Source organism: Bdellovibrio sp. HAGR004, from assembly GCF_055397015.1.
In genome coordinates, this window is the sequence record NZ_AP029176.1 from 2,842,238 (window position 1) to 2,855,530 (window position 13,293).

10 protein-coding genes are annotated in these 13,293 nt (G+C 47.0%); 2 read left to right on the forward strand and 8 right to left on the reverse strand.

The features are described from left to right. Window positions 1–16: 16 nt before the first annotated feature. The 6 genes from ACZ5ZV_RS14220 to ACZ5ZV_RS14245 all read right to left on the reverse strand — a co-directional run bounded on the left by ACZ5ZV_RS14220 (window position 17) and on the right by ACZ5ZV_RS14245 (window position 9,134). Window positions 17–865, reverse strand: a complete 849-nt coding sequence (locus ACZ5ZV_RS14220) for a hypothetical protein (RefSeq protein ID WP_464117813.1) — start codon at window positions 863–865, stop codon at window positions 17–19. Beyond that, window positions 865–2,583, reverse strand: a complete 1,719-nt coding sequence (locus tag ACZ5ZV_RS14225) for a L,D-transpeptidase family protein (RefSeq protein ID WP_464117814.1) — start codon at window positions 2,581–2,583, stop codon at window positions 865–867. Before ACZ5ZV_RS14225 ends, ACZ5ZV_RS14220 begins: the two co-directional genes overlap by 1 nt. A gap of 125 nt (window positions 2,584–2,708) precedes the next feature. Next, window positions 2,709–4,127, reverse strand: a complete 1,419-nt coding sequence (locus tag ACZ5ZV_RS14230) for a hypothetical protein (protein ID WP_464117815.1) — start codon at window positions 4,125–4,127, stop codon at window positions 2,709–2,711. Then, window positions 4,124–5,380: a hypothetical protein gene (locus ACZ5ZV_RS14235; protein ID WP_464117816.1), complete on the reverse strand. Its 1,257-nt coding sequence runs from the start codon at window positions 5,378–5,380 to the stop codon at window positions 4,124–4,126. The genes ACZ5ZV_RS14230 and ACZ5ZV_RS14235 overlap by 4 nt, the downstream gene beginning before the upstream one ends. A gap of 133 nt (window positions 5,381–5,513) precedes the next feature. Next, the gene (locus tag ACZ5ZV_RS14240; RefSeq protein ID WP_464117818.1) at window positions 5,514–6,848 is read right to left on the reverse strand and encodes an ISL3 family transposase; all 1,335 of its coding nucleotides are present in this window, start codon (window positions 6,846–6,848) and stop codon (window positions 5,514–5,516) included. Window positions 6,849–7,505: 657 nt separating this feature from the next. Then, window positions 7,506–9,134: a hypothetical protein gene (locus ACZ5ZV_RS14245; protein ID WP_464117820.1), complete on the reverse strand. Its 1,629-nt coding sequence runs from the start codon at window positions 9,132–9,134 to the stop codon at window positions 7,506–7,508. 167 nt (window positions 9,135–9,301) lie between these two features. On the opposite strand from ACZ5ZV_RS14245, the gene ACZ5ZV_RS14250 reads away from it, so the two are divergent. Both ACZ5ZV_RS14250 and ACZ5ZV_RS14255 read left to right on the forward strand, forming a co-directional pair. Next, window positions 9,302–10,852 carry an SH3 domain-containing protein gene (locus ACZ5ZV_RS14250; RefSeq protein ID WP_464117822.1) on the forward strand — a complete coding sequence of 517 codons (1,551 nt, stop codon included), beginning with the start codon at window positions 9,302–9,304 and terminating at the stop codon, window positions 10,850–10,852. A 15-nt stretch (window positions 10,853–10,867) separates the two neighbouring features. After that, on the forward strand, window positions 10,868–11,539 hold the full coding sequence (locus tag ACZ5ZV_RS14255; RefSeq protein WP_464117823.1) for a Rossmann-fold NAD(P)-binding domain-containing protein: 672 nt from the start codon (window positions 10,868–10,870) through the stop codon (window positions 11,537–11,539). A 15-nt stretch (window positions 11,540–11,554) separates the two neighbouring features. Here the strand turns inward: ACZ5ZV_RS14255 and ACZ5ZV_RS14260 are convergent, their stop codons facing one another. Beyond that, the gene (locus tag ACZ5ZV_RS14260; RefSeq protein ID WP_464117825.1) at window positions 11,555–11,992 is read right to left on the reverse strand and encodes a hypothetical protein; all 438 of its coding nucleotides are present in this window, start codon (window positions 11,990–11,992) and stop codon (window positions 11,555–11,557) included. A gap of 97 nt (window positions 11,993–12,089) precedes the next feature. Then, a complete protein-coding gene (gene ftsY, locus ACZ5ZV_RS14265) occupies window positions 12,090–13,292 on the reverse strand; it encodes a signal recognition particle-docking protein FtsY (protein ID WP_464117826.1) in 1,203 nt (400 codons plus the stop codon). Between the last annotated feature and the right edge of the window lies 1 nt (window position 13,293).

Consider the following 13,293-nt stretch of genomic DNA (forward strand, 5'->3'; position numbering starts at 1 on the left):
AAGGCCGGGTTCAGGTCTACATTCCGACTTGGACTGAGACACCGGCTTTCGCATCTTTACCCAGAGCCTGGACAGTGTAAGAACCCGGGAACACCATGACATAGGAGCCTGGTCTGGTCGGGGTCGCAACCAAGTATCGGTCATGAGTGATGGTCATCTTGATACCCGGCGCCGAGACCCAGTTTTGAAAGATTCTGCCGTTCTTGTCATTAGTGAAGTCGAAAAGTCCGGCCAAATCCCGAGGGGTTGTGGCACCTCTAAGTACATTGCATAGATTGTCAACACCAATAATTCTATCTGCGTCTGCATTAGGCAGCACCTTTTTGTCTTGCTCAGATAATCTTGCCGGACACCCCTCATAAGAAAGGCGTTGAATGACGTCCTTCTCCCACACCCCGGTTAGGTAAAGATCACCAAAGTTCCCTTTTTCCAAACGGAAGAAGGACTTCTTATAGTAAAAGAAAGACTCTAAAAATTTGTCCTGCTCTATCTTGGAGTATAAGTTGCGATAAACAACTACCCTATCTCCTGCAATAGCAGGAACATCCAGACGCTCCAAACTTAGAACTGTGTTCCGCCCCGCCTGAACCGTCACCAATCCCGGATAAAGAGTGTTCTCGAATCCGACTAGATAAGTTCCTGCAGGCAACTCCTGGCGCACATTCAAATCAAAAAATACCGGTTTGCCACAAGAGCCACTTTGACCTTGAACACACTGTGCGACCTTCACCTTTTTGAACACCTGCGACGGAGCCGCCTGCCCGTTCACTGTCAAAGAACCCAAGCTTTGTGCCTGCACCCACGAAGCGCCTAGCAACACAGAGGCATAAACTGCAAAAGTTCCGAATCGTTTTAAAAGTTTCATTAGAACAACTCCCCGGACGATTTCACCTTGATCATGTTCACAATACGCTTGTCCTGACCGTAAACATCCGGCAAGAAGCGAAGTTCAGCATCATCAGTTCTATCGACAGTATAATAAGTCAAAAACACAGGAACCGGCGTGATAAGAGGAATACGCATCTTCTGATAACGTGGATCTGGACGCTGACTTTCATCAGCAGGAACCAACTTTTTCATTTCCTGCTGTGTCCAGCTATTGCCTAACGGACTGATCGACTTCGTATTCCCGGCAAGGATATACTCCGCAAACTGGAATGGATCTTCCAAGCGAACACATCCCGCACTCAACTGGCGACTGGTATCTTTAAAAAGATTCTTATTATCAGTATAGTGCAAATAGATAGAATATTCATTTCTTAGAGGGAACTTCACCACACCCAGGGCATTGTCTGTACGCGCCTCTTGCACTAGGACATACCTTCCGACAAAACGATCCCAGTCTATATTGGCGCGCTCACCTGCAGAAACGTCCACCAATGATCCCTTCACCCACTTGCGTACACTGAAACCCTTCTGCGATAAATAATTAGGATTTTCCTTTATTGTAGGAATCTTTGTCTTAGCGATATCATCCGGAACAACCCACTCCGGGTTTAGCTCTACATAAGTCACTCGATCATTAAATAACATAGGCGTTCGCCAGTGCTCACGGCCGGAAATCGCTTGGAACTTCATCACACGTTTGTAGTTGTCATAAAGACGGAACTCTGCAGCCGCGATATTCACATAGACATAGCGCGTGGGCATTTCACTTGGCAACCAGCGCAAGCGTTCCATATTGGCTTCAATCTGCATGATGCGCTCATTTACCGGAACGTTCATAAACCTAAGAACCTGAGGCCCTACAACTCCATCGCTGGTCAGATTGTTCGATTCCTGAAACTTACGAACCGCCGCATCTACTTCGCTGTCAAAGACACTGCTTTCAAAATTACTCAGATGATATCCCAAAGAAAGCAAACGCAAACGCAACTGAACTACTTGGGGCCCCTTGAAGCCCATCATAAATTTGCTGGATGGGACTTTGATCTCTGACCACTCTTTATCATCATCAATACTTCGGAAATAAGCCAAAAGCTGCTTTAGGTCAGCATAATTTGCACCGTTCGGAGCAAACTTATCCAACATCGCACGCAGTTCTTCTGCAGATGCAGATTTGGATTCAGCGGCATCCAAGGTTTTCTTAAGGACTTCAAAGTCCTTAAAAGCTTTTCGATCCACCTTGATATCAGAATCCACCTGGCGCGGATCCAGACGGCCATTTTGCAGATGATCCACATAACGCAGCAAAGCCTCACTCATCATCAACTCTAATGTGATGGAAAAGCTGGCAAGCTTTGGGCTGGTTGAATAACCTTCCAACGTTGCATCCCAATAGTCCGCCACATTCAGTCCATGCAAGTGGGCCGTTTTTAAAACGGCCCTCAGTTTGACCGCCATGGGTGTCAACTTGCCGTCAGCGGTCACCCAGATGGGGCGATAGCCGCGCAACTTATATAAAGTCAGCAGTGGGGCCTGGTGCAGGAAGTAGTCACCAATTTTAAACAGTGGCGAAGGACTCTGTCTGGTCAACTGAGCCTCAATCTGATCCGGCGTCGTCGCCCCGGCAGCGGCGGACAATAAGATACTCAAGCCACAACTCAGATAAATTGATTTTTTAAACCATATCTTCATAGACATAAGAAACCTCTTCAGGCTTCTTACATCCAATTTAAGTGCCACCCCAGATCCCGTTCTAGCAGATTTCAGGAAAAGTTTTCTAGACAGGAGCCGCGAATTGTCAGCTCGCCTCAAAATGAGATTTCTCAAGGAGGCATTGGTAGATCATCAATAACGCCCCCGCCTGAGTCTTCATCGACAGAATCATCCTCAGCTCGTCTCCGAGGCTCCTCAGGCTCTAGATCTAGGGGAGGCGGCGGAGGGAGATGGGGAATAACGCTCACCTTGCCAGGTATCAGGTACCTACCATCTTCTCCCTTTTTATACCCACGACTACTCATATACAATTCAACTTCCTGATCAATCCCCCAGGCGAAATCGTGCTCTTCCGATGCCGAATACATTCGCCGAGATCTCTGAACACCCACGTCCCAGTTAATGTCCCTTGCTACAAATTCACGCTCACCACTTTCATTTTCCTCATAAGCTCCAGTAATAGTTCCTCGCATGTAAGCGCTTACCTTTAAAAAGAAACTATCTTCTCGCCCAAGAACTTCCTGCTTCGGAAACAGTCTATAACTTCCAACAACTCTGCCTGCCTTAAGATGAATTACTTCAAACTCTTCTTTTGGCATACCAACATTTTCCATAAACAGCTCGGACTCTTTAAAATTATTAGAATTGTCAACTGGACAGCTAGCTCCAGCAAGTTTTGCGTACTGACAGAAGGCATCAAACGGCTCATGAGCGATTCTATACAATAAAGTCGGAGAAACCCATATACCTGACCTGTCGATATTATACATGGTCGTTCCGAGGTTTTTTAATCCGGCAATATAGACCATCAAAGCCGGATCAGCAAACTTGCCCACAAACTGTCTTTTCAGTTCTATTTCGTACAAGGCCCTAGCACCAGCTGCAGTTAAAGTCTTTTCACACTTTTGCTGCTTCAAAAGCTGAAGAGCCACCGAACCATCTTTGGCTTCCCCAAGCTGCGCCTCCTGAATCAGACCTTCCGTAAGGAAATCGCATGAAAGCTTTGTTTTTTTCATCAGACTGCTAGCAACTGCCACATTATTACTGGCCTGACTTACAATATTGCGGAATATCTCCCCTAGTTTTTCAAAAAAGAAGGCCTCTCCGGCATTCCATGAAGGACGATTTGGTAATTTTTGAAATTTCAACTTTTCCAATACATCGACAGATCGATTCGAAATAAATGATCTCTGCAAAGACTGTTGATCCATTCCAAGATTGAACGGATCAACATTTCGGTCCAATAGAATCTTGATAACTTCCAGACTTCCAAGTTTTAATGCCTCCTGCATTGGAGTCTCAGGCAAACCTAAGAAATCCAGATCAGCAGGGCGAGCCCTCTCCAGCTCCTGCAAAAGAGCAGAAACCTCGCTCCTGCGAACCGCAGCAATAATATTTATCTGCACAGAACTCATTTTTCGGTCGGACATTAGCAGGCGCGTGTTAGCCTGCGAATTTGTTTTTGAATCTTTCGCAACAGAGCACCCTATCATAACCACTAAAGATATAAACAATAAGGCCAATCTCACAAGGACCTCTCTTGATTCATATCACTGCAGTATTCTCTGAAAAATTCATCCGCTGTTAGTCTTTTTTTTATGTCGCCTTGTTGCTTATACAATCTAATTTCATCCGATGTCCGATCGCGAAAGAGACGTATAAATTCTGTGTCACTAATACTATAGCCAGGATACATATATTCAAAAACTGTATGTAAGTTTCTGAGATTTTCATAGTTCTGATAGCAATATTCCCGATCACCTACACATTCAGCATCCGTCGCGTCCGTCGGAAGCTTATAGGCATAAGCATACGACTCTTTGTCAAATTGAGATATCTGCTTTACAAGCTCAAACCACATTCGAAACTCAGCAACATCCAGACACGGCTTCTTAAGCATCAAGAAGCTTAATGGACTCACTTTGGCCACTTGTGGCCGATATGAGGCTCGTGAAGAATGCGACCGCACCGGAGCGACTGCCAGATCAACATGAGGTGTCTTCTTCAGAGACACTAGAAAACTCAAGAAGTCACTCGAAGAAAAGCTTGAGTTTAACTGCTCATAAATTTCCAAAGAGATCCATTTTGCGACAAGCGATATCGAAAAACCTGCTACTTCTTTAGAGCAAGAACTCTGACTCAGCAGATCTCGAAATACTTTTTTCGTGTTCACTCTCTCAAATACTTCGTAATAAGCCCCTGGTAAAGACGGCTTCTCCTGAAGATACCCTAGATCCATCAGGTAATCGCTAAAGCGTTCACACCCTTTGGAGCCCAATCGATATCTATCAATTAACTCTCTAAACAATTCAAAGGAACTGTCCGAAGGGACTACATCTGAAAGTCTCTGTGGATAATGTCGAAGAATATCTAAAAACGCATCTTCCTGGGCCGATGCAATCAGACTGCTCCATGTCGCATTTGAGCTCAACTTCTCGTAACTCTTTGAACTAATCCCAAAAGGGCTATGCCCAAGAACAAGCAGATAGGACAAAATATTAGGCTTCTCATATTTAATGGCCAAATCCATTGGAGTGACTTGGCTACTTTCGGCTAGCCGCTGAACCTCGTCTTTACGTTCAGTCAATAACTCAATGACTTTATCCTCATCCTCACTAGATATAAGCTCTTCTATTGTCGGAAGAGCTTTCGCTTCAGCTCGCTCCACTACTATAGCTCCGCCCTTATCCGCATTGGGGTTCTTTTTAAAGGCACAGGAGGAGGTCACCGCCAAAAGCAGAAAAGCAATTCCAAGAATGGCGTCATGAAGTGACTTTTTCATCACCCCTAAATACTGCAATACCTATACCGACATGATTTGCCCCCAAAGAAGAAGATGCTGTACAAAAAGTCTACATGAGACACTTTTCGGTAAATCCAGGAGAAGCCTCTCGGGTTTTAACTGTGGGTAGGTTTTATGCCAACTGGCTATATTTGAATAGAGCCCTCGTATCCATGTGTCTCGAATTGAGAAAGCCACACCGTTGAAGGATCTTAAGCATGAATGATTCCTCGTTCTGATAATTGTAAGCCATCGCCTTTAAAACTCTGATCTTATTATTGAGTCCTTCACTGATAGCCGTCGTCAAATTAGATCGTATATAAGCCTCAATATTCATTCGATACTTTCTCACTTGAAGAGCAAACTTTCGCAGCGGAAGGAGTTTTGAGTCACGAACCAAGCCGTACCATTTCGTAAGCCGAGATCTAAAACCTTGAACACCTTTTTCTTCCAATACTTTGTGAAAGTATTCAACGATGATCATGGCATTTGAGATATTCGTATTTAGTACTTTTAATTTACCAAGCATATTATGCTCCTCAATAGATAAAACAGCGTTGCGTTCTAAAAACATGAACCGCTTCGAAGGGGATAGCATGATCTCTTCGAATTCTTTTTTGTTTTTCTTGGCTCTTTGAAACTCCTCTTTTCTGATTTTTTCAAAGTATTCGTTCATATTCTGAATCAAGTGAAATCTATCAACCGCGATTTCAGCATCTGGGCAAAGCTTACTAACGGCCTGGAAGTATCCTGGGTTCATGTCTATTGAAAAAAACTCTACTGATAATCGCTGAGGACGAGAGAGCGAACGCAGGCAGTTGGCTAACGCCATTGCATCCCGACCAGCGGCATTTGCAATGATCTTGGCCTCTTTAGTGCAGACTAAATTGGTAACGAACTTTACAGTCCATCTTGGTGCAAAGGGGTGGTCTCTCTTTGTTTCCGTTTCAGTTTTAAAATGCACCTCATCCGCGCTCATACGTGACACATCTATATCTTGCGTGAACTTCTTTAGATCCAAATTCTTTTGCATTTCTCGCATACGCCACTGATCTATTTGCCATAAAGTTTTTGGATCTGAACTCAAGGTCCTACTGGCTGCAGCGCAAGTGGTTTCTTCCATCAATCGACCAGCAGTTTCAACGAAACTACAGCTATGGCCTTTAAACTTAGAGTGGACTCCTGCCACAAATGCGCGTTGGATTTTATTGCAAATGGGGCAAAGGCCTCGTGGATAACGTAGTTGAATAACTACGTCTTTAAAAAGTCCAAGTGGAGGGACCTTGAGCTCACGATGACTCCATTGATGGAACTCCAATAGTGGATGCTCACAACTAGCGCAGCGCGCTCGCGCCCAGGGAAGCTCAGCTTTGATCCGACAAGATACAAAGTCTTCTGAAAGCTCCGCGTTGGTAATCGTTAAGTCTTGCAGACCCAACAAGCTGTTGATCAAATGATGAAGGTCCATCCTTGGCCTTTGTAATTTGGTGATTTGTGGTAAAAAAATCAAATCACAAGGTCAGCCAAGATGGGCCTTTTTTATTCCCACGCCACAACGCAAAAAGCTGGTCACGATGACCGGCTTTTCCCCAGGGTATGGGAGCGGGAAGCTCCTATGACAGGATGTCTTTCTTCTTATTTACCCACAGCTAAATCCCGAGAACCCCAGGAGAAGCCTCTCGGGTTTGTTCTGTGGGTAGGTTTCATGCCAGGCTACTGTATTTGAATAGGCGCCGAGTATCCATGTGTCTCGAATTGAGAAATCCACACCGTTGAACGATCTTTAGCACCATGATTCAGTTTTGTATGTATAGGCCATGGCCTTTATAGCTCTGTTCTTGTTATTATGGATTTCTCTAATGGCCGTCGTTAAATTGAAATGTATGTAGGCTTCAATCTTCATCCGATACTTCCTGACCTGAGGTGCGTACCGCCTTTTGCATTTCAGACGACACGTTGCAGGAAAGACGGTCATAGTGACCGGCTTTTCTCCAGGGTCTGATTGGCTCCCATAGGCAGGAACCCGGACTTTTTATTTACCTACAGCTAAATCCCGAGACCCACCTTGGCAATTTTAAGCAAGAGAATTGGACTCTTGCTTAAAACACACGACCCACAATTAACGTTATCGCAAAGAATTCAATAAACGAATGATATCCACATCCGGTGGCTGAGCAATGCCTGCTCCTGGTTTGGGCCCGGTCAGCTCGTCCAGGGAATAGTCCATGCGCGAGTCATAACGGCGCTCCCACTGATAACGCAACCACTTCTCGCGGTCATACCACAAACGCTTGTTCTCATCATCACGACAGGATGCAAGCTCTTGCGGACTGCTTGCCCCCCAGCGCAGCTCGACACAATGATAGGGATCAAAGCTCATGGCAAACACACGCTGGCGCCCCTCTTCCAGATTCAGCGTCACTGGAGACCCGCTGGAGTTCACATAGGTGAACTGACAGGCTGCTGATTCACGCTGATAAGTAGCCAAGAGGTCGGCGGCCAGGTTTGCTCCTGAATACACAATCGCCGGATCGCCGGCACGATGGCGCTGAATCAGATTGCGCGATTGATTCAGAAGGTCCATGAAGGACACCTTCAAACGGGCATCCCGCGATGGCGAGGCATAGTCCTCCCATTCTCCGGTCGTCCCGTAAATGTTCGTCGGCAGACGCTCGGGATGGGGCTTCATATCTACCCCCGCCTTGCGTGCCTGTTCCACCGCCACCACACGATCCTTCAAGTTCACACAAATATCAGCCAGAACTTGCTGCATATCTTTGATAGGGTCTATTCGCAATTCACCACTGGCCATCATAATGCGCAGATAATCATAGTAAGGGAAGGCCACCCCGCGATACAGGAATTTTCCTTTGTTCCAGACTCCTTCCGGATCCGGGCTGTTGCCATAGAACTGCTCCGTGCTGAAGCCCGCAAGTTGATCATTGCGTGCGCCCACGATCTTTCCGCCGTAGTACTCCCCCGCTGAATTCCGACTGGCCCCTTGCAGCGCCAGAGGTCGGAAGTTCTTAAAGCCCGCTCCGTGCTGAGGATGGCTTCGTGAAAATTTAGGAGTGTACATACCCGAGGTCAGAGTATTGTCCGGATGAGAATCAATATAGAAAATCCGCCCATCATCAGTGACCTTATAGATGATCGCCACGTGCCCGTTCGGATCATAAATGACAGTCCCAGGACGGATGGTTTCCCGGCTCAACTTCACCGGATAGAAGTCGGTAAAGCGGCCCGTATCCTCCAGACCAATCATCCGGAAGGTGGCTGAATAAGTCATGTCAATCAAAGTACTGTTCAACAAAGCCACGGCATTAGGCGCACTGTTGCGACTGGGAATCACATCATAGCGGCCGGTGACGTAGTTCCCCATCGTGGAATAGCGAACATCCTTATTCGTATTTCCAGGACGAGACGCAATACTGCTGACCACAGACATGGGAAGCCCGTTTTTCCAGGCAAAATAGCTGCGCAGATAATAAGGAAGGTCTGCGCAATCAGCGAAGAGCCGAAGACTTGCCGGGTCTGTTCCGGCATAAGGGTTCGCAGGACTGCGCAGACAGGTATCAACCTTATCGCATTCCCGTCGTTCCACTGCACCGCCAAGTCGAGAGACAAACTCACCAAAGCGTTGTTCAGCAACTGCCGTCCAAGACGGCTTTGTAATACGCCATCTTGAATTACTTTGGGCTTGCACAAAAGCCGGCAATATCAACAAGCTCAACATCAAAATCCTTTTCTTCATCATGTACCTCCATGTGCCCTTTATGGGCGCTTTGACTACTTGTTCGACGGGCGAAAAACGTTCTTATAAAAAATACCGCAGCAAGAACACCTGTCACGCTTCTTGCTGAGGGGATTTGAGTCAATGACAGAAGTTTAATAGATATTGGAAATATCGGAGGACGTATCATGACAAAGTTTAAGTCTCGCAGACTGTGCTCAGCCTTGTTGAGTTTGTTGATTGCCAGCTCGCCCTTGATGAGTATCGCGCAGGAAATCTCAGCCGTAGAGGCGAACGCCACTTCTTCTGCCAAACCTCAAAGTTTGCAAAAATCTGAATTGCAGGTCGGCGGACGATACTTCATTTCTGCGGACGCTTTGAATGTCCGAAGCAGCAATGCCACCACCGGGAATATCGTAGGAAAACTTTCTTTGAATGATGAAATCGAAATCATCGACGTTCTTAACGAAGGAACTCCCCTGGTGCAGATCAAAATCATCCGTTCAGCTTCAGTGAAAGCGGATGCGGCACCTGAACTTTTTGTTTCCAAAGACTATCTTAGTAAAAAAGAGCTGGTGACTGCGGCGACAAAGTATTTTGTGATCCAGAACGTGGCCACTGAAAAGACACGCGTTTATGAACGCTGTACAGCGACTCCAGACTGTGCCCACAAGCTTGTGATGGAAACGGACATGGTCGTGGGTCGCCCGGAAGAGGGAACAAAAACAGATCCTCACGCCTTTAAGACCTGGCTGGGCCACTCGAAGATTTCAGAGTGGGTGAAATTCTATCAAGATGGGCAACAACATTATCCACATTGGTATAAAGCTGGCGAATCTTTGAAGTACATCCCGGATCCAATCACTGACAGCATGACTAAAACCTTGGGCTCCCGCAAGTGGATGGTCAAAGATGCCAAAGGCAACACTACCATGCACGGTGCCTTCGGCTGGTATGCCGCCAAAGTCACTCCGGCTGACGACATCAATGGCATGAACTATCAATGGATGCACGGAACTATCGGTTGGGGTAAAGATGGCGCCGCAGCGATCGAGCTGACTCGCGGCTTCTTTGCCAACATGTTCACAAATCCGGGCTCTTCTGGCTGTACTCGTCTGGAAAACCGCGCGATTGCCTACCTGCGCTCGATCCTGGCTCCAGGCACGGACATCTATCGTGTCTATGCACGTGAATCGACTCGCGAGCTTGAAACGGTGACTGGCGTCTTCAAGAAGAAAGTGACTCCACTTCCGCGTTATGCACATAACTTCGAAAAGCCAGCCGTTTGGAACTATATCCTTCTGACTGATGGTGCACAAAGAACCAATGGTTTGACTGCCGATGCACAGGAAATCATCAACAAAGCGATTCCAGTTATTGCGGGCCAGAACCTGATTGAGCAAGGTACCTACGAAGTGGATCAATATCCAAATGCAGCAGCTCTAAACTATGGCAAGTCTGCAGCATCTGGAGAATCTGGAGATCGCTATAAAATTGACTCCGGTTGGGAAAAAGATGCCGCGAAAACAAATTTCAGAGGATACTTCCTGGTGGACGAAGGTCGTTTCGTGGACTACGCTCATCCTGATAGCGTAAAAACAAAAGGTGCGATCCGTGTCAGCGGTTTGGCAGACTTCAGAACATCTGTTCCTGAATTCCTGAAAACTTCCGGCAAGCACAATCCACCGAAAGTGACTTACAGAACTGAGAACGACAACGGCACTCCTAACAGCAGGTAGTGCCACTGGAGATCAATGATCTATCCAACTGATGTCTGTATGACAGGCGTGACGGGGCTCGTGGGACACGAGCTCCTTCTGCTTTTAGGCCATATCGATGAAATCAAAAGCATCAAAGCCGTTTCGCGACGTCCTTTGGGCCGTATTCCGCCCAAAACCGACAATATCATCCTGGACTTTGAAAACCTGGAAAAACACCAGGAGGCCTTGAAAGCCAGCATCTTTATTTGTTGCCTTGGCACCACGATCAAAAAAGCCGGTTCTCAAGAGGCCTTCCGCAAAGTTGACTATGACTATGTGGTGAAATTCGCCAAGGTAGCCGAACACGTCGGCGCGCAAAAGCTGCTGGTGATTTCGGCCTTGGGCGCAGACTCGGAATCCAGCATCTTCTATAACCGGGTCAAAGGCGAAATGGAACAGACGTTGCGAAACCTTAAGATTCCGCAGATTGAGATCTTTCAGCCGTCTTTGATCTTGGGCGAACGCAAAGAAGTCCGACGCGGCGAAGAGTTTGCGCAAAAGATCAGTCCGGTGCTCAACCACCTGCTTGTGGGCCCTCTGAAAAAATACCGCGCGATTTCTGCCAATGATATTGCCCGGGCGATGGCTATTGCCACTTTAAACTTTCACCCGGGATTTCATGTCTATAAGTCAGATCACATTCAAAGAATTGCTGACCAAAGATAAACGGATCAGATCAAACTATCTGATCTCAACATAAGAAACCGTGTATTTTTCTTCTGATGAATGGCAAGTGTCATGCGTGCTGGCCACTTCTACCGACACCTTCAAAGCGGCCGGATAGATAGTTCCATATTCAATACGCCCGGCCACGTTCAAGGTCGCTGACACACCAAATCCACATCCACTTTCCCAGATATCGATCATCTTGGCCTGCGCCACAAAGTTCAGTTTGTCTTCATTATGACGGCTGGTTTTTACAATCGACAAAACAGCGGGAACAGATCCATCCGGACTGATCAATTCGATACTCTGTTCATCGGAAGTCACATTCAGCTCGGAAAAACAGATAATACTGGGGATTTCATGAGGGACAGACTCTGTCGCTTTATAACAAGTCTGTGCTTGGGAAAACGCCGGCACAGCCAATAGGGAAAGAGCCGCAAAAAATAGCTTCATCAGGAACCTCGCTTTTGAAAGTTTCGAGGCTCCCTTATAGCTGAAATGTTCCGGCAGAATCGTCAGTATTCTGTCAGAGCATTGTGTGTTTTCTATTTTACTGGAACAAGGACTCCACAAATTCTTGGGATGAGAATGTGCGAAGATCCTGAATACGCTCTCCGACACCAATCAACTTGATCGGGATGTGCAGCTCTTGCGCAAGCCCCACAGCCACTCCCCCTTTGGCAGTTCCATCCATTTTCGTCAAAACGGCTCCGGTCAAACCCAGTGCATTATGGAATTCTTTGGCCTGCATCAGTGCGTTCTGCCCTGAGTTTGCATCCAATACAATCAAAGTCTCGTGCGGAGCTTCAGGAATCACCTTGGTCATCACGCGCTTCATCTTTTTGATTTCTTCCATCAAGTTGGCCTGCGTGTGCAAACGTCCTGCTGTATCCACAATCACCACATCATAACCCTGCGCTTTCCCCTTGGCCACAGCATCAAAGGCCACCGCACTTGGGTCCGTCACACCTTCCGGAGAGAAAATTTCCACATGGGCACGATCGGTCCAGACTTTCAATTGCCCACCTGCTGCCGCACGGAAGGTATCACCCGCCGCCACCAGAACCTTTTTACCCTCACCGGCCAGTTGGGCCGAGATTTTACCGATCGACGTTGTCTTGCCTGCCCCGTTGACTCCGACAATCATCAGAACAGTCGGTCCTTCAGAGGCAAATTTGATTTTTGAGAGGATTCCGCCTTGCACAGCCGCAGAAGCAGAGTCTGAGAAGATGTTTTTAATCTCCTCCTTCAAAGCCTCACGAACTGTGTCGTAGTCGGCGCGTTCCTTTTTGGAAAGCTTGTCTTCGATGGCGCCCATCAGGCGCTGAACCGTTGTTGGCCCCAGATCGCTGGTGTAAAGAATCTCTTCGATCTCTTCCAGATGTTTGTTGCTGGTTTCACTTTTGAACAGATTGCGAATGCGGCCGAAAAGATTTTCCTCTGTCTTACGAAGAGCCTCGCGCAGATCGACCGCTTTTTCTTCCAAAGCCACGGCGGCATCATGCAGGTCCGGCACGGACAAGTCAGAGACCACATTTCCCGTGGAATCAATGTGCGCCAGACGCACGCCTTCAGGCTCTTCCACTTGTGTGGTTGTTGGAATTTCACGTTTGGCTTCGTGTGAAAGTTCCTGCACTTTCTTTTTGGAGTTACGAACCATGCTGAGAATCAATGCGCCGAAAATCACCGCAAAGATCAACACCACCAAACCAGCCAAAATAGTAATTTGTTGCTCATGCCCCGGGGACATCATA

Coding starts and splice junctions, on each gene's coding strand:
- ACZ5ZV_RS14220 (WP_464117813.1), bottom strand. CDS start 865: ATGAAACTTTTAAAACGATTCGGAACTTTTGCAGTTTATGCCTCTGTG.
- ACZ5ZV_RS14225 (WP_464117814.1), bottom strand. CDS start 2,583: ATGTCTATGAAGATATGGTTTAAAAAATCAATTTATCTGAGTTGTGGC.
- ACZ5ZV_RS14235 (WP_464117816.1), bottom strand. CDS start 5,380: ATGAAAAAGTCACTTCATGACGCCATTCTTGGAATTGCTTTTCTGCTT.
- ACZ5ZV_RS14240 (WP_464117818.1), bottom strand. CDS start 6,848: ATGGACCTTCATCATTTGATCAACAGCTTGTTGGGTCTGCAAGACTTA.
- ACZ5ZV_RS14245 (WP_464117820.1), bottom strand. CDS start 9,134: ATGAAGAAAAGGATTTTGATGTTGAGCTTGTTGATATTGCCGGCTTTT.
- ACZ5ZV_RS14250 (WP_464117822.1), top strand. CDS start 9,302: ATGACAAAGTTTAAGTCTCGCAGACTGTGCTCAGCCTTGTTGAGTTTG.
- ACZ5ZV_RS14255 (WP_464117823.1), top strand. CDS start 10,868: ATGATCTATCCAACTGATGTCTGTATGACAGGCGTGACGGGGCTCGTG.
- ACZ5ZV_RS14260 (WP_464117825.1), bottom strand. CDS start 11,992: ATGAAGCTATTTTTTGCGGCTCTTTCCCTATTGGCTGTGCCGGCGTTT.
- ftsY (WP_464117826.1), bottom strand. CDS start 13,292: ATGATGTCCCCGGGGCATGAGCAACAAATTACTATTTTGGCTGGTTTG.